The following is a 15,378-nucleotide window of genomic DNA, read 5'->3' on the forward strand; positions in this document are numbered from 1 at the left end:
GGAAGATTTCTGATGATCGACACTGCCAAACTCGATGCCGTCATGGGTCGCTGCCCGGTCATGCCGGTTCTGGTGGTCCATGACGTGGCGCAGGCCCGTCCGATGGCCGAGGCACTGGTGGCCGGTGGACTGTCCACGCTGGAAGTCACGCTGCGCACACCCTGTGCCCTTGAAGCCATTCAGGAAATGTCGAAGGTCTCCGGTGCGCTCGTTGGTGCCGGCACGGTGCTGAACCCGTCCGATATGGACCGCGCCGTGAATGCCGGTGCGCGCTTCATCGTCAGCCCTGGCCTGACCGAGGCGCTGGCAAAGGCCTCTGTCGAGCACGATGTTCCGTTCCTGCCGGGCGTCGCCAATGCGGGTGACATCATGCGTGGACTGGATCTGGGCCTGTCACGCTTCAAGTTCTTCCCGGCCGTGACGAATGGCGGCATTCCTGCGCTCAAGAGCCTCGCCAGCGTGTTCGGCAGCAATGTCCGCTTCTGTCCCACGGGCGGCATTACGGAAGAGAGCGCACCAGACTGGCTGGCGCTTCCGTCCGTGTCCTGTGTCGGCGGTTCCTGGGTGACGGCCGGTGCGTTCGATGCGGACAAGATCCGTCAGCGCGCAACGGCAGCGGCCCTGTTGCAGGTCTGAACGCGCTGCCTGTGGCCTGATCCGGCAAAGCATCGCACGGATGTCCGCATTATGTTGCGGCATCCGTGAACGTTTTGTGAACAAATGGTTTGCGGGACGTGCTGAACCGGATCATAAGGGCGCGTGACTGGACGTTCCCATCTGCTGATCGGTGGCTTTGCCGTGTTATGCGCCATGCGCTGGCATGTGCTGTCGCCTGAACCTTTTTCCATCTGTACGGGCCTGCTGGGCAGCCTTCTGCCAGATCTTGATACCGAGCGCTCCATGCTTGGCAGCCGGCTCAAATTTCTCTCCCGTTTTCTGGCAAAGGCCTTTGGCCATCGCGGTCTGACCCATTCCGGGGTAATGCTGCTGGTGGCTGCTGCCATCATCAATGGCCTGATGGGGCCTGAAAGCCTGCATGGTCCCTGGGGCGCGCTCCTGCTGGGCGCCGCGACTCATATTGCCGTGGATCTTCCGACAGGCGGCTGCCAGTTGCTGGCTCCTCTCAGTCGCTCGCGACTCTCGCTCTGGCCCTATGTCCGGACTGGCGGGATCGGGGAAATCATGCTTCTTGTGCCCATCCTCTGCCTGCTGGGCTGGGCAGGATTTTCCGGAAATGGCCCGCTTCCGGGTCATGTTCCTCCTTCTGCGCATCACTCGCGGTTGCGCGGACATGTTTTGAAGGATATTTCATTCTCATCATGACTGAGACCCGACTCCCCGTCCGTCGCGCCCTCCTTTCCGTTTCTGACAAGACGGGACTGATCGAACTGGGGCGTGCGCTTGCCGCCCACGGTGCGGAACTGCTTTCGACGGGAGGGTCTGCAAAGGCCCTTCGTGAAGCGGGTCTGACAGTCAAGGATGTCTCCGAACATACCGGCTTCCCGGAAATTCTGGATGGCCGGGTCAAGACCCTCGTTCCGCAGGTCCATGGCGGCATCCTGGGGCGTCGCGATCTTCCCGCCCATGTGGCGCAGATGGCCGAGCATGATATTGCGCCGATCGATCTGGTCTGTGTGAACCTCTATCCGTTTGCTGCAACAGTAGCATCGGGCGCCGGGGACGAGGACTGCATCGAGAACATCGACATCGGTGGCCCGGCCATGATCCGCGCCGCTGCGAAGAACTTCGATCATGTGGCGATCCTGACAGACCCCCAGCAGTATGCCGCGGTCATCGCATCGCTGGAGCAGGGGGGAACGGTTCTGGCCGAGCGGCGTAACTATGCGGCCTCCGCCTATGCTCATACCGCCGCTTACGACAGCATGATTTCACGCTGGTTCGCCAAACAGGCCGGTGAGATCCTTCCTCCCGTCCTGACCCTGAGCGGCACCCGCGATGATCTGCTGCGCTATGGGGAAAACCCGCATCAGAAAGCGGCTTTCTATCGTGACGGAAGCCAGCGTCCGGGTGTTGCGACAGCCCGCCAGCTTCAGGGCAAGGCGCTGAGCTACAACAACATCAATGACACGGATGCGGCCTTCGAAGCCGTGGCCGAGTTTGATGACCCAACTGTTGTGATCGTCAAGCACGCCAACCCATGTGGTGTGGCATCGGCTGCGACGCTGGAGCAGGCCTGGATTGCGGCCCTGCGCTGCGATCCGGTTTCAGCCTTTGGTGGGATCGTGGCGGTCAACCGCACGCTGAATGGCGCAACGGCGCAGAGAATTAGCAAGATCTTTACCGAAGTGATCGTCGCTCCCGATGCCGATCCGGACGCCATCGAGCTCCTGTCCCGCAAGAAGAACCTGCGTCTTCTGCTGACAGAAGGCATGCCCGACCCGACAGCCGAGGGGCTGGCATTCCGCTCCGTTGCGGGTGGTTTTCTGGCACAGAGCCGCGATGCGGGACGCGTCACGGAAGCCGATCTCAAGGTCGTCACCAAGCGCGCGCCGACAGCACAGGAAATGAAGGACCTGCTGTTCGCTTTCCGTGTTGCAAAACACGTGAAGTCCAACGCCGTCATCTACGTTCGCAACGGTGCCACCGTCGGCATTGGCGCCGGACAGATGTCGCGTGTGGACAGTGCACGGATCGCGGCACGCAAGAGCGAGGACGCTGCGAAGGAAGCCGGTGAGCACGAACCACTGACGGTTGGTTCGGTTGCCGCTTCGGATGCGTTTTTCCCCTTTGCCGACGGTCTCGAGAGTGTCGTCGCAGCAGGAGCCGTGGCTGTGATTCAGCCGGGCGGTTCCATTCGCGATCAGGAGGTGATCGACGCGGCAGATGCTGCCGGGATCGCCATGGTATTCACCGGCATGAGGCATTTCCGACATTGAAAAAGCTCGCTTTCGCCAGCCTGATCCTGGCGCTGTCCGTCTCCGCAGCCGAAGCTGCGCCCTGCACCTATGACATGTCGCCACTTCCCGTGGTGCAGGGGATCGTCTCCGGTATTACACCCACGGGTGTAAAGCTACGCGATGGCACGACCGTCATTCTTCCGGACGAGTTTCTGGCAGTCGTCCGGCTGAACCAGAAACTGGCGGTCAGAGGACTGGTTTCGACCACAACTCATACGGTGCAGGCTCTGGCTCTGGAAGGGAATCCTCCTGTCTGCCCGAGTGCTCCGACAGTTCCGCGGGGACCGTTCGCAGGCTCTCCGGCCTATGATGCGATCCATCCCTGAGACCATCCAGACGGTTGCCACGACCGTTATGCGGTCGGATAGCTAAGTCCTCAGGACACAGAAAAACCTTTTGCCAGCTTTTTCTGTGTCCTGATCTGGCGGAGTAGCTAAACGCTTTCTTTACAATTTTTGTGCCAAGAAAAGCTCGGATTTCCCATTCTCTGCGGGGCCGGAGGCGCATTTCTTGTCACATGTCACGACATCCGCAGTTGTATCAACGGCTGGGCTGACTCGCGGTGAAATCTCACCCCAGACGCAGTTAGCGTCGAATGAGCGCTTTCAGGATTTTTTAAAAAGCTATGAGCATGAGCAGGCACGTGCCCATGCTGAAGTTGCCCACAGGACAACAACGAGCAGCCCGTCTGCGGCTAAAAGTTCTACAGCTCGTAGCGGTTCTGCAAACCCGTCGTCCAAAGCACAATCAGCAGCCCAGTCTGCAAAGCCTGTTGCACAGGGATCTACAAATTCTGCTGCCAAGGGCCGTAATACGTCAGAAAAACAGCCTGTCAGCACCAAAACTGCATCATCGGCAGCTCCTCAAAAGAGCGCCCTCGCTTCAAGCACAAGGCAGACAAACGAAACCAGTTCGAAGGCAACATCGCAGCCAAGGCCGCAACAAAAGGGAGCGGAGACCGCAGGCAAATCGCAGGCAGGTGCATCCCGGACGGCAACAAAGGAAGTCACGCTGTCAACGAATGTGTCCGAGTTCTCTGAGGCGCCTTCAAACGCTCCTGATCAGGAAAAATCTGATGCCGTTTCTACCCGGCAGGAGACTTCTGCTCCCCAGGAACAACTGCAGGTCGCGTCTGCTCAGGACGCATCATCTAGCGAACCATCCGTTGACAGTGTCGCCAATTCTTCGGTTGTCAATGCAGAGCCGACATCTGTTCAGGATGATAAGTCATCTGAGGCAGGCTCGGAAAATCATACAATCACAGCGGCCACAGACACACCGGAGCCACTGATCACGATAGAAAAAACTCTATCGGCGCATACGGAGGCTGTCCCTGACGAGAATAGTCCTGCTGACTCATCTAAAGAAACACCATCTGCCACTCATGCGGAGAATGTAGCGGAAGCGGCAAATGATGAAGAGCATGTTTCTCGTCACGATGAGCAACAGCCTCTGCTCTATCAGAAAACTACTGATGGAACGTCAACAACCCATATTGAAATGAATATTGGGAACCATGAAAAGGTGCATGTGGAAATTGGTGAAACCGCGACAAAGGAACACCGGATCCATATCAATACCGATAATCCCGAAGTCTATCAGTCTCTTAAAGATGATCGCTCGTCCCTGCTTGCGACATTGGCCCAGAATTCGACTTCCGTGACTGATCTGCAGGGCGCCGTTTCGGCTGACATCCAGATCAGTCTTTCGACACCATCGTTTTCTGACATGTCGTCAGGTGGCAACCGGCAGGATGGCAATAGCCAGCAGTCAGGTTCGTCGCGGAATGCCTCGTCAGTCAGCGCCCGCACTACAGATGAACGCCGCGTTCTGCGCGGTGTCGTTGATCTTACCGTCTAATATAGGATTGGAACCATGGTCTCTTCCGTTGGCACAACGTCGGGCACGTCTCTTCTAAGCCAGGCAATTACTGCGGCTAAAAGCAATGCGGCTACGAACGCGGCAGCTGCTTCGTCCAGCACATCGACGTCTTCAAGCAGTTCCAGCACGTCCCTGTCGTCTCTGGGCGGCAACTTCAACCAGTTTCTTACCCTGCTCACGACACAGCTGCAGCATCAGGACCCCAGCAATCCGACAAGTACCGATTCCTTTACCGCCGAACTGGCCCAGTTTGCCGGTGTTCAGCAGCAGGTGGAAACCAACAGCAACCTGACCAACCTGATTTCTGCGACACAGGATAACCAGATGGCGTCGGCTGTCAGCCTGATTGGCAAGACGACAACCGCAAGCAGTTCAAGTCTGCCGCTGCAGAGCGGCTCGGCCTCCATGTCCTTTACAGCGCCTCAGGCTGGAGACGTCGCGATAGCTGTCACTGACAGCAGCGGCAATGTCGTAAAATCCGAAACAGTAAATGCATCGGCAGGAACCAATACCTGGCAGTGGGATGGTACGAATAACAGCGGAACTCAGATGACCGACGGCGCCTATACTGTCGCGGTAGAAGGCAGTTCTACTGACGGCACCAGTGTCGCTCTTCCGACAACGGTAACAGGACTGGTCACTGGTGTCTCTAAGAGTGCGTCTGTTGTGAACGTCGACATGGGCAATGCAACGATTGATATGAGCAATCTGACGGGCTTTTCAGGCACCTGATTCCGAGACGCGATAATGGTGTTGTTAGCCGCGCGTTAACCTTTCTGTCCGACAATGAGCATTATCGAAAGTACGGTTTTTAGGGGTAAGCGAGCATGTGGCCAGGGCAGGGAGGCTTTGCTGAGGCAAGTCGTAATGACGACAGCTCATTGAACAGACAGGAAGAGAGCAAACGGTGAAAGCGCTGCTAACAAACCTCAAGCAACTGGGACTTCCGCGCCTGGCTGCGCTGGGCGGCGTCGGGGCTGCCATGCTGATCCTGCTCGGAGTTCTTGTTCTGCACGGCGTCAACGCCACCAACGGATTGCTGTATCGCGACCTGGAAGCGCACGAAGCTGGAGAAATTGTAGACCAGCTTTCAAAAGCCCATATTAAATACCGTCTTCAGGATCAGGGTAGCACCATCATGGTGCCTGAGGATGATGTTGCTCGTGCCCGGTTGCTTCTGGCCCAAACCGGACTGCCTTCAGGCGGGTCGGTCGGTTATGAGATCTTCGACAAGGGGAACAGCTTTACTGCCACGCAGTTCGAACAGACCATTAACGAAACGCGGGCTCTTGAAGGCGAACTCGAACGTTCAATTCGCCTCATTCATGGCGTGCGAAATGCGCGGGTTCACCTTGTCCTGCGTCACAGGGAACTTTTTTCAACCGATGAGCAAAATGCTCAGGCAAGTGTGCTTCTCTCGATGGATGGAGGACGTCGCCTTGATGAAGAGAGTATCTCTGCAGTTGTGAACCTCGTTTCTGCCGCTGTTCCCGGGCTTGATGCACACAATATCTCTCTGATCGATAATCGTGGACATGTCCTTCTGAAACAGGGGCAAGGTGCAGCCAACGGAGGCCAGTCTCCCGAAGAGCAGCGCCAGCTGATTGAACAGCGTATTGCTCGTGAAGTTGAGGATCTGCTGGGTTCGTCATTAGGCCCGGGACACATACGCGTTGAGGCGAATGTGACTATGAATAATGACCAGATCCGTGAGACTCAGGAAAACTATGATCCTGACCAACAGGTTCTTCGCTCGCAACAGACTAAAACAGAAAAAAACATCAATACCCAAGGTTCTACAAATACAACTGTATCAAATAACCTGCCGAATGCGAACGCCGGCCAGCAGCAAAATGGAAGTCAGAGCAACCGGCAGGAGCAGACGAACAACTATGAAATCGGGAAGACAGTTCGCACCCTGATTCAGGACCAGCCGCGCATTGCCCGTATAAGCATGGCTGTGATGGTCGATGGCGTCAGTCAGGCAGATGGAAAAGGTCATTTCTCCTGGCAGCCGCGTACTCAGGAAGAACTTAACCGGCTGACGGCACTGACAAAAAGTGCGGTTGGTTTCGATCAAAGTCGCGGCGACGTAGTGACAGTCATGTCAATGAAATTTAGTGACATAGATACAGAAATGCGACCGACAGCTTCCGGTTGGGGCAAATTCCTCACTCACTCGAACCAAATGGAAGCCGTAAGATTTGGTCTGTTCGTAACCTGTCTGGGAATGGTCCTGTTCTTCGTTGTGAGGCCACTTCTGAAGCCACCGGGAGAGCGGAGTGTTCCTGGCTTGCTTAGCTTCCCAGCTTCAGACGCAGGTGCTCAGGCGGCTAGCTTCGCTACGCCATCGTCTGGTTACCTGTCGGACAATCAGGCTGACAGACAGAAAACACCTCTTCTTGAGGCACCGTATGTCAATGCTCAGTCTTCGGAGGAAGAGACTGTCTCTGTTAATGGTGTACAGGGCCGGATCAGAGCTTCTTCCGTACAGAAGGTTGTAGACCTTGTGGAAACCCATCCCTCTGAAAGTATTGCCTTGGTCAGGGGATGGTTGATGCCTTCTCAGGAAGGAGCAGTGAGATAATGGATATGGAAAAAAACATTTCAGGAGTTCAGAAAGCAGCCATTTTGATGATGGCGCTTGGAGAGGAAAATTGCTCCCGTCTGTTTGAGCAGATGCATGAAGAGGAAATCAGGGAAATTTCCTCCGCAATGGCTCAACTTGGCATTGTTTCTTCCAATATCGTTGAAAAGGTATGCCACGAATTCAGCCAAGGGCTGGGATCTGCTGAGGGCGTGATCGGTGACTTGGAGAGTACGGAAAAACTACTGAAGAACGCGCTGCCTGCTAATCGTGCTGCGGCAATCATGGAGGAAATCCGTGGACCTGCCGGACGTACGATGTGGGACAAACTGGGAAATGTCTCGGAAACTGTTCTGGCAAATTACTTGAGGAATGAATATCCGCAAACAGTAGCGGTTATCCTGAGTAGAATTAAACCTTCTCATGCTGCAAAAGTTCTGGCGCTTTTCCCGGAAGAGTTTTCGTTAGATATTATGCTACGAATGCTGAAGACTGAAACCATACAGAAAAATGTCCTTCAAAGTGTTGAAAAGACGCTGAGATCAGAATTCGTCTCCAACCTTCCTCGGGGCATAAACCGGAATAGTCATGAAGTCCTAGCTGACATATTCAACAATTTCGACCGACACCTGGAAGGTCGATTTATGACTGCCTTGGAAGAGCGTAGTCAGGATGATGCAGAACAGATTAAGAGTCTTATGTTTACATTCGAAGAACTTGTTAATCTTTCTGCTGAAGGCCTGATAACTCTACTGAACCAAATTCCTCGGGAGAGTCTGCCATTGGCACTCAAAGGAGCAAGCGACAAACTTAGACAGGCCTTTTTCGCCTCTATGTCGGAACGTGCCGGGCGCATTCTTATGGACGAGATCGGGGATTTGGGCCCCGTGCGAGTAAAGGATGTTGATGCGGCTCAGAATGAAATTCTTCTCATTGCAAAAGACCTGGTAGATCGGGGAGAAATTGATCTGATTGATCAAGAACAACCCGGTAATGAGATGATAGTCTGATGAATAGAGAGAATGTTAGCAAAAAAGAACTTTCTAACTTACTTTATATTGAAGATTTCGATGCCGCTCCTGAAAACAAACCAGAGAAAACTGAAGATGTTTCAGTTCCTCTGGATATCCCGGTAAATGTTCAGCCATCTGAAGAAATTTTACAAGAATACTATGATAAAGGACTTCAGGAAGGAAAGCGGCTAGAAAAAGAAATTTTTGATAGAGAAAAATTAGAAATAGAAAATAAATTTAAAGAAAACGCATTATCCATGGTGAGGGATATAAATAATAAAATAGAAGAATGCAAAAAAAATATATTTAGAGAGATCTCAGGTATAATTTTAAACACTATTGTAAATATTATTCCAAGTGTTTTAGATCGACATGGGCTAGATAATTCTGAAAAAATTATTAAGTCGATTATTCCTTCTCTGGAAAAAATTAGCTGCCTGAAATTAACTTGTTCTAAAGAATTTTTTGAAAGGATAAAGAAATATTTTCCGGGAGAATTTGAACAAAAGCTGAAGATTCAACTGGATGAAAGTCTAAAAAGCGGAGATTTCATGATTTCTTGGGATACGGGTCAACTGGCGCGTAATTCATCCGAAGTCGTGCAAGAAATAATCTCTATTATTTGCGAAGAAGCAGCTACTGAATAGGAGAGAAAAATGCTTGGTCAGGATAAAGAAGACTTCAATGTGGAGAAGGAAGATTTTCCACCTGAAAAAACATTGGGCTCTAATGATTTAGAGGCCATTTATGATATCCCAGTTACTGTAAGTGCAGTCCTTGGGCGCACGACAATGCCAATAAACCAATTGTTGCGGCTGGGGCGCGGGGCAGTAGTTGAACTGGACAGAAAGATTGGCGATTCAATTGATATACTTGTGAATAATCGACTGATAGCAAGGGGGGAAGTTGTTATGGTCGACGAGACCCGGCTTGGTGTAACCATGACTGAAATTATAAAATCAGAAAAATAAATAAATTTTCTTATCTAGAAAACATATTCGCGCTCTGAAATCTCTTGGAAAAAAATGCCTAATATCGGGAAAAATTTGTCATCTGGAGTTGAGAGGCTGACTTCAGCTTTCAACATTCCGCCAAGTGTGAGAGCGCTAAAATCCTGGATGCCTGGTTCGGATATAGGACTTGCGCTGTCTGTCTCAGCGCTTTTGTCTATACTCGTCTTACCACTTCCGACATTTATTCTAGATATAGGTTTATCACTTTCAGTAACCTCATCTATTCTTGTTTTGATGGTTGCCTTGTTTCTGAACAGGCCTCTCGATTTTACATCTTTTCCAACATTATTGTTGTTGACGACCCTTTTGAGGTTGTCTCTTGAAGTCGCGACTACGAGGCTGATTTTAAGTCACGGTTATGAAGGTGCATATGCTGCCGGGCATGTTGTGGCGGCATTTGGTGGCTTCCTCATGGGAGGCGACGTCGTTATTGGGGCTATTCTATTCTCCATTCTTCTCGTCGTTAATTTCATGGTTATTACAAAAGGATCGGGCCGTATCGCGGAAGTTGCTGCCAGATTTTCGTTGGATTCAATGCCTGGGAAGCAGATGGCTATTGATGCTGAACTGTCTTCAGGAGCTATCAATGACGTTATCGCACGCAAAAAACGTAAAGAGTTGGAAGAAGAAAGTGGATTTTACGGAGCTATGGATGGCGCCGCGAAGTTTGTACGCGGAGATGCAATCGCCAGTCTTATAATAACCGCTATTAATATTATCGGTGGTTTGACTATAGGTATTGTCCGGCATGGAATGTCAGTATCAGATGCAGCCACAGCCTTTACAACTTTGACAATAGGCGATGGTCTTGTCTCTCAGATACCAGCTCTTCTGGTCTCTACCGCATCCGGTATTGTCGTAACGAAAGGCGGGACCGAGGGAGGAGCGGATGTTGCGCTGGTAAGGCAATTGGGTGGCAATCCCAAACCACTTGCACTGGCTTCCGGAAGCGCAGTCGTTTTGGCCTTGATGCCAGGTCTGCCAACATTTCCTTTTCTTTTCTTGGCGGTACTGTCGGCAGCGGCGGCGTGGATAAGATATCGGTCCCCTGTTACTGATAAAGATAACGATGGCGACTCCGTTTTGGCTCCTGAAAGCAATGTTCCTTCCGAAATTCCGATTTCCGAAAGTCTTAAAGTCGATTTATTGCGACTGGAGTTGGGATTTAACTTGCTGGCTATTGCAAGTGGAGAGAATGCGCGACTGACGGAGAAAGTTAAAATACTGCGCAGAACAATCGCCAGTGATATGGGGTTTGTACTGCCTCCGGTGCGTATTCAGGATAATCTTCAGCTACCGCCTGATTCTTATTCAGTATGTATTAAAGAAATAGAAGTTGGACGCGGAGACGTCAGGCTTAACAAACTCTTAGCCATGGATCCCAAAGGGGGCGAGCCTCATATTGAAGGCGAAAAAACAAAAGAGCCTGCCTTTGGTTTGCCGGCGCTTTGGATTGACCAGAGTTTGCGAGAAAATGCAATCATTCAAGGATATACGGTTGTAGACCCTGCGAGTGTAATCATTACTCATCTGACCGAACTCGTCAAAGACAATATGGCGGATCTTCTGTCGTATTCCGAAACTCAGAAACTCTTGGATGAACTGCCTCGCGAACAGCAGAAACTTGTTGTTGACCTGATTCCGTCTCAGATTTCAGTGGGAATGATTCAAAGAACACTTCAGTCTCTTCTGGACGAACGTGTGTCCATTCGTGATTTGGTCAGCATCTTGGAAGCTTTGCAGGAGGGATGTAGTCAAGGTCTTAAGACGGTCCCGACATTGGTTTCACATGTCCGCATGAGGCTGGCACGTCAAATCAGTGCGTCAGTCACTAGCCCTCAGGGGTATATTCCTATTCTGTCGCTCAGCCCTGACTGGGAGGTGTCCATCTTTGATAACCTTTCTAACTCAGGGGAGGAGCGACATATCAATCTTCCTCCATCCAGAATGAATGAATTCGTATCTCGGATAAGATTTTGTCTGGAAAGCGCGATGAAGCAGGGTGAAGTCCCTGTAATACTGGTTTCTCGTAATCTCCGATTGCCACTGAGACGAATAATTGAACGTATCCAGCCATCAGTGCCAGTTATTGCTCAGGAGGAAATTTTTTCTCGTGCCAAGCTTCGGACTGTAGGTTCAATTTAATGGACTGACCAAGGAAGCAGTGACGGACCATCTATCCTGACTGCGTGCTGCCTCAGTCAAACTGTTTGTCATTTCGTGTGAGGCGCCTCAAAGGTGGGAAATCTGCTAGGTGTTAGTATGGTAGAGAAAATTGTCTCCGCTGAACCTGGACTAATGTGATTCCGTTATGAAAATTCATTTCGTAGCCTCCTCGACTGATGCAGCTCAGGCTGCACTCGAACGGCTTTCCGAGAAGTACGGAAATGTGCGGCTTCATGACGCGGATGTTGTGGTGTGTCTGGGGGGTGATGGCTTTATGCTCGAAGCCCTGCACAAGGTCCTGGACAAAAGTATCGCCATCTATGGGATGAATTACGGAACAGTCGGGTTTTTGATGAATGCTGCGAATGAAAATGACCTTTTGCAGCGCCTGGAGAAGTCGCAGCCTTCGATTCTTCACCCGCTCCATATGGTAGCTACGACGGTATCAGGAGCAGTAAAAAGTGCGCTGGCTTTCAATGACGTGTTTCTTTTCCGGCAAACGCGTCAGACGTCCCGCATTAAGATCGAAATTGATGGTCGGACGCGCCTTGAGGAATTGATCTGCGACGGCATCATTGTTTCTACGCCTGCAGGATCAACGGCATACAATCTGTCGGCGCACGGACCTATTGTACCTTTGAGCGCCAATATTCTTCCTCTCACGCCAATTTCTGCTTTTCGCCCTCGGCGTTGGCGAGGTGCTCTCCTACCGTCGAGCGCCGTGGTGAAGTTGACGCTGCTTGATACGGAGAAGAGAGCGACAGCTGCCGTTGCCGATTTCACTGAAATTCGCAATGTTGTCGAGGTTGTTGTGCGAGAAGACCGGGAGCGTCAGGCCACGATCCTGTTCGACCCTGATCACGGTCTTTCGGAACGGATCATCGCCGAACAGTTTATCGCCTGACGTTTTAGATGACCGGTGTCAGAAGGCGTTTATCAGTAAAATAGGCAATCAGATTGTCTGCGACCAGATTGGCCATGGCGGTTCTGGTTTCAATCGTGGCAGAGGCCTGATGAGCTTGCAGAACAGTGTTTGTCAGGGTGAAAAAGGCTGGATTTATGTTCGGCTCGTTCTGGAAAACATCCAGACCGGCGCCGGCTATGCGTTTTTCCTGAAGTGCGCTCAGGAGTGCCGCCTCATCCACAACGGTGCCGCGGGCGATATTGACGAGAAATCCGTCTTTACCCAAGGCATCGAGAATGTCTTTATTGACCATGTTGGCGGAACGTGGGCCGCCTGAAACGGCAAGGATCAGCACGTCGCACCAGGCTGTCAGTGTCTTCAGATCAGGTTCAAAGCGGTAATTGCTCTCTGGTCGGGCATGTGAGTTGAAGTAGGCCACTTCCATGCCGAAAGCCGAGACGCGCTTGGCAATGGCCTGCCCAATATGACCAAATCCTGCAATGCCAACACGTTTTTTCGTCAGGGTGCGCCCCATGGGAACAGGTTCGGAAGGCCATTTCCCGGCACGGACGAACTGATCATTTGTGACAATACCCCGCATGACTGTCATCATCAGGGCAACGGCCATGTCGGCCACATCGTCTGTCAGAGTATTCTGGGTTGTAGCGATACGGATGTTTCGACGTTTTGCTTCATCCAGATTGATACGGTCGGTACCGACCCCATTGACGGAAATGACCTCAAGATTGGGCAGGATGTCCATGATTTCGGGTGGTACGCCGGAAGCGCCCCCTGTCGTGATCCCGCGAATATCAGGAGCAATGCTCTTGAGGTTCTCGACCGTCGTATATGGATGAAGGATGAAATGCTGCTCCAGACGCTCTTTCATGCCCGGAAAAAGGGAATCAATCATGAGGATGTTGGGACGGGATGACATGCAACTCTCCTTCTTGTTTCGCTGACATCGTCAGAGTCAGGGGCGTGGACCAAGACTGGCTATGGCAAGGGCAGCACATCCGGCTTCCACATCCTGCCATGTCGTGATGAAGCCTTCGTCCGGCCCGTAATAAGGGTCGATGACGTCCTGTCCGGCCCGATCGGGAAGGTGGTCCAGCATCAGGGACAGATGCGCTTTGGACTGCTTGGGTTGCATCTGCTTCAGGATCGCCAGATGGGACCGGTCCAGAGCAATGATATGATCAAAGCGGAAGAAATCATCCTCGGTGACCAGACGTGCCCTGAGCGCTGACGCATCCAGGTTCTGTCGGGATGCAATGGCGCGGGCGCGGGGATCAGGCGCTTCGCCAAGATTCCAGTGCCCGGTTGCGGCAGAATTGATATCGAGGGTCAGTCCGCGAAGCTCGGCTTCACGGCGCATGGCCAGTTCTGCCAAGGGGGAGCGGCAGATATTGCCCGTACACACGAAAAGAAAACTGGTCATGCACCTGTCAGCCAAATGAAGAACGCCATGGTGAAGATTGAACTTAACGTTCCGAAGAACAGAACGGATGCAATTTCACGTTCCAGAACATGATACCGCATGGCGAGGATGACATTGATGGAGGCACTGGGAATGGCCATTGTCAGCACGCTTTCCTGTAGTGCGGGCAGGGGAAGGTGCCACATTCTGGCAAGCGTATAGATGATCCCGGGAATAATAATGTTCCGGACAGTGACGATGACGCCGACCAGCGGGCTGAATTTGACCTGACGGGTAAAGAGTACCACGCCTGATGCGAATAGCGCCGCGCCACCTGTCGTGCGACCAAGTAGCAGAAGGGAGCCCTTGAGAAACTGTGGCAGGAAGGCGCCGGCACTGACCAGGACAAGTGCCATCATGGGCACCCACACAACCGGTTCGCGGCACGAGTGCATCAGGTGGCCGCAAAGCTCGCGAAGTTCACTGCGGGTCTCTTTCGCGGTCTCGACCCGATGGCGGGTGCCGCGGTCATGTCCCATCAGGATCAGGGTGATGGGCAACTGCACCAGGTTCATGGCGAGGGATGCAATCGAGATGGGAACCGAACTGGCCGGTCCGAAGATCTGTCCCAGAACAGGAATGCCGATGAAGGGGACAGACGGGCCGGTGATGGTCATCGCGATCAGCGCCGCTTCGCCCAGTCGGCGTTTCAGAACGCCGCGCAGAATGGCAAAGATGATGCCATACCCACCGATCATGGCCAGCAGGATCAGTGCCGCAACCGGCCCCGCTGCCAGAACCTCATTGCGCGGGGTGCTGAGGATGGATACCAGCAGCTCCAGCGGGAGCGCATACAGCATGACCAGACGTGTCAGAACACCAGCCTGCTGCGCATCAAAATCCTTTCGGAATGCCGCGAAATATCCAAATCCCAGTGTTACGAGAATCGGGAGAATGGACTGAACGATCGTCAGCAGCAGGGCAGGCGAGTTCGTCATAGAAGACCCATGAAAGAAAATCCGGTCAGGAAAGGATCACCTTTCGTAACGGTCGCTCCAACATTCGTCTATCCCCATGGCAGATGACGGTTGACCAGAGCCGCGGAGAATGGCTTTGTGGAGTAATGTTGTCCTCTTTTAAATGGTGCCAGATCACGTGATGCAATCCATACTCGATACGTTATGGGGTTTGATCCTCGGACTGCTGGGCGTGGTTGTAGCCGGTGTAGCCATCATTGAGGTCATGGCGCGGAGCGTGCTGTCCGGTCTGGGAATACAGGGGACGTCACAGACGGTGCTGCTGTTCCTGCTTCTGGGCGGGCTGATCGTGGCGTCGTTCAGGATTTTCGGGCGGCTTTTTGCAGTCCTGCTGGCCGCAGCTTTCTGCGTCTATTTCCTGCACGTCGTATTCGGGTTTCTGAGCGGCGCATTCATTCCTGTTCAGACACCGGCCGGAACGACCGATATCTGAAGCTTT

Annotated in this window: 16 protein-coding genes; 13 read left to right on the forward strand and 3 right to left on the reverse strand. The window is 52.6% G+C overall.

What is annotated here, in order from left to right:
* The first annotated feature begins 12 nt into the window (after nt 1-12).
* The 12 genes from eda to ACJ2A4_RS11855 all read left to right on the forward strand — a co-directional run bounded on the left by eda (nt 13) and on the right by ACJ2A4_RS11855 (nt 12,482).
* Complete coding sequence (eda, locus tag ACJ2A4_RS11800; RefSeq protein ID WP_408872972.1) at nt 13-636, forward strand: bifunctional 4-hydroxy-2-oxoglutarate aldolase/2-dehydro-3-deoxy-phosphogluconate aldolase; 624 nt, start codon at nt 13-15, stop codon at nt 634-636.
* 123 nt (nt 637-759) lie between these two features.
* Complete coding sequence (locus ACJ2A4_RS11805) at nt 760-1,323, forward strand: metal-dependent hydrolase (protein WP_194260389.1); 564 nt, start codon at nt 760-762, stop codon at nt 1,321-1,323.
* Nucleotides 1,320-2,897, forward strand: coding sequence for a bifunctional phosphoribosylaminoimidazolecarboxamide formyltransferase/IMP cyclohydrolase (purH, locus tag ACJ2A4_RS11810; protein WP_408872973.1), 1,578 nt, complete (start codon nt 1,320-1,322; stop codon nt 2,895-2,897). Before ACJ2A4_RS11805 ends, purH begins: the two co-directional genes overlap by 4 nt.
* A complete protein-coding gene (locus ACJ2A4_RS11815) occupies nt 2,894-3,244 on the forward strand; it encodes a hypothetical protein (protein WP_408872974.1) in 351 nt (116 codons plus the stop codon). Before purH ends, ACJ2A4_RS11815 begins: the two co-directional genes overlap by 4 nt.
* Before the next feature lie 184 nt (nt 3,245-3,428).
* Nucleotides 3,429-4,778 carry a hypothetical protein gene (locus tag ACJ2A4_RS11820; RefSeq protein ID WP_408872975.1) on the forward strand — a complete coding sequence of 450 codons (1,350 nt, stop codon included), beginning with the start codon at nt 3,429-3,431 and terminating at the stop codon, nt 4,776-4,778.
* Nucleotides 4,779-4,793: 15 nt separating this feature from the next.
* The gene (locus ACJ2A4_RS11825; RefSeq protein ID WP_408872976.1) at nt 4,794-5,531 is read left to right on the forward strand and encodes a flagellar hook assembly protein FlgD; all 738 of its coding nucleotides are present in this window, start codon (nt 4,794-4,796) and stop codon (nt 5,529-5,531) included.
* Nucleotides 5,532-5,706: 175 nt separating this feature from the next.
* Nucleotides 5,707-7,386 carry a flagellar basal-body MS-ring/collar protein FliF gene (gene fliF, locus ACJ2A4_RS11830; protein ID WP_408872977.1) on the forward strand — a complete coding sequence of 560 codons (1,680 nt, stop codon included), beginning with the start codon at nt 5,707-5,709 and terminating at the stop codon, nt 7,384-7,386.
* Nucleotides 7,383-8,396 carry a flagellar motor switch protein FliG gene (locus ACJ2A4_RS11835; RefSeq protein ID WP_408874166.1) on the forward strand — a complete coding sequence of 338 codons (1,014 nt, stop codon included), beginning with the start codon at nt 7,383-7,385 and terminating at the stop codon, nt 8,394-8,396. Before fliF ends, ACJ2A4_RS11835 begins: the two co-directional genes overlap by 4 nt.
* Nucleotides 8,396-9,046 (forward strand): hypothetical protein, encoded by a 651-nt coding sequence (locus ACJ2A4_RS11840; protein ID WP_408872978.1) that lies wholly within the window; start codon nt 8,396-8,398, stop codon nt 9,044-9,046. The genes ACJ2A4_RS11835 and ACJ2A4_RS11840 overlap by 1 nt, the downstream gene beginning before the upstream one ends.
* Before the next feature lie 9 nt (nt 9,047-9,055).
* Nucleotides 9,056-9,370, forward strand: coding sequence for a flagellar motor switch protein FliN (gene fliN, locus ACJ2A4_RS11845; protein WP_408872979.1), 315 nt, complete (start codon nt 9,056-9,058; stop codon nt 9,368-9,370).
* Between the two features lie 147 nt (nt 9,371-9,517).
* Nucleotides 9,518-11,557: a flagellar biosynthesis protein FlhA gene (flhA, locus tag ACJ2A4_RS11850; RefSeq protein WP_408872980.1), complete on the forward strand. Its 2,040-nt coding sequence runs from the start codon at nt 9,518-9,520 to the stop codon at nt 11,555-11,557.
* Nucleotides 11,558-11,723: 166 nt separating this feature from the next.
* Nucleotides 11,724-12,482 carry an NAD kinase gene (locus ACJ2A4_RS11855; RefSeq protein WP_408872981.1) on the forward strand — a complete coding sequence of 253 codons (759 nt, stop codon included), beginning with the start codon at nt 11,724-11,726 and terminating at the stop codon, nt 12,480-12,482.
* A 4-nt stretch (nt 12,483-12,486) separates the two neighbouring features.
* Here the strand turns inward: ACJ2A4_RS11855 and ACJ2A4_RS11860 are convergent, their stop codons facing one another.
* The 3 genes from ACJ2A4_RS11860 to ACJ2A4_RS11870 are packed head-to-tail and all read right to left on the reverse strand — an operon-like array spanning nt 12,487 to nt 14,900.
* Nucleotides 12,487-13,419: a 2-hydroxyacid dehydrogenase gene (locus tag ACJ2A4_RS11860; protein ID WP_408872982.1), complete on the reverse strand. Its 933-nt coding sequence runs from the start codon at nt 13,417-13,419 to the stop codon at nt 12,487-12,489.
* 36 nt (nt 13,420-13,455) lie between these two features.
* A complete protein-coding gene (locus ACJ2A4_RS11865) occupies nt 13,456-13,923 on the reverse strand; it encodes a low molecular weight protein-tyrosine-phosphatase (RefSeq protein ID WP_408872983.1) in 468 nt (155 codons plus the stop codon).
* Nucleotides 13,920-14,900, reverse strand: coding sequence for an AEC family transporter (locus ACJ2A4_RS11870; protein ID WP_408872984.1), 981 nt, complete (start codon nt 14,898-14,900; stop codon nt 13,920-13,922). Before ACJ2A4_RS11870 ends, ACJ2A4_RS11865 begins: the two co-directional genes overlap by 4 nt.
* A gap of 160 nt (nt 14,901-15,060) precedes the next feature.
* Here ACJ2A4_RS11870 and ACJ2A4_RS11875 point away from each other — a divergent pair, with 160 nt between their 5' ends.
* Nucleotides 15,061-15,372 (forward strand): hypothetical protein, encoded by a 312-nt coding sequence (locus ACJ2A4_RS11875; RefSeq protein ID WP_408874167.1) that lies wholly within the window; start codon nt 15,061-15,063, stop codon nt 15,370-15,372.
* Nucleotides 15,373-15,378 lie beyond the last annotated feature (6 nt).

This window comes from Gluconobacter roseus (assembly GCF_046058915.1).
GTDB lineage: Bacteria > Pseudomonadota > Alphaproteobacteria > Acetobacterales > Acetobacteraceae > Gluconobacter > Gluconobacter roseus_A.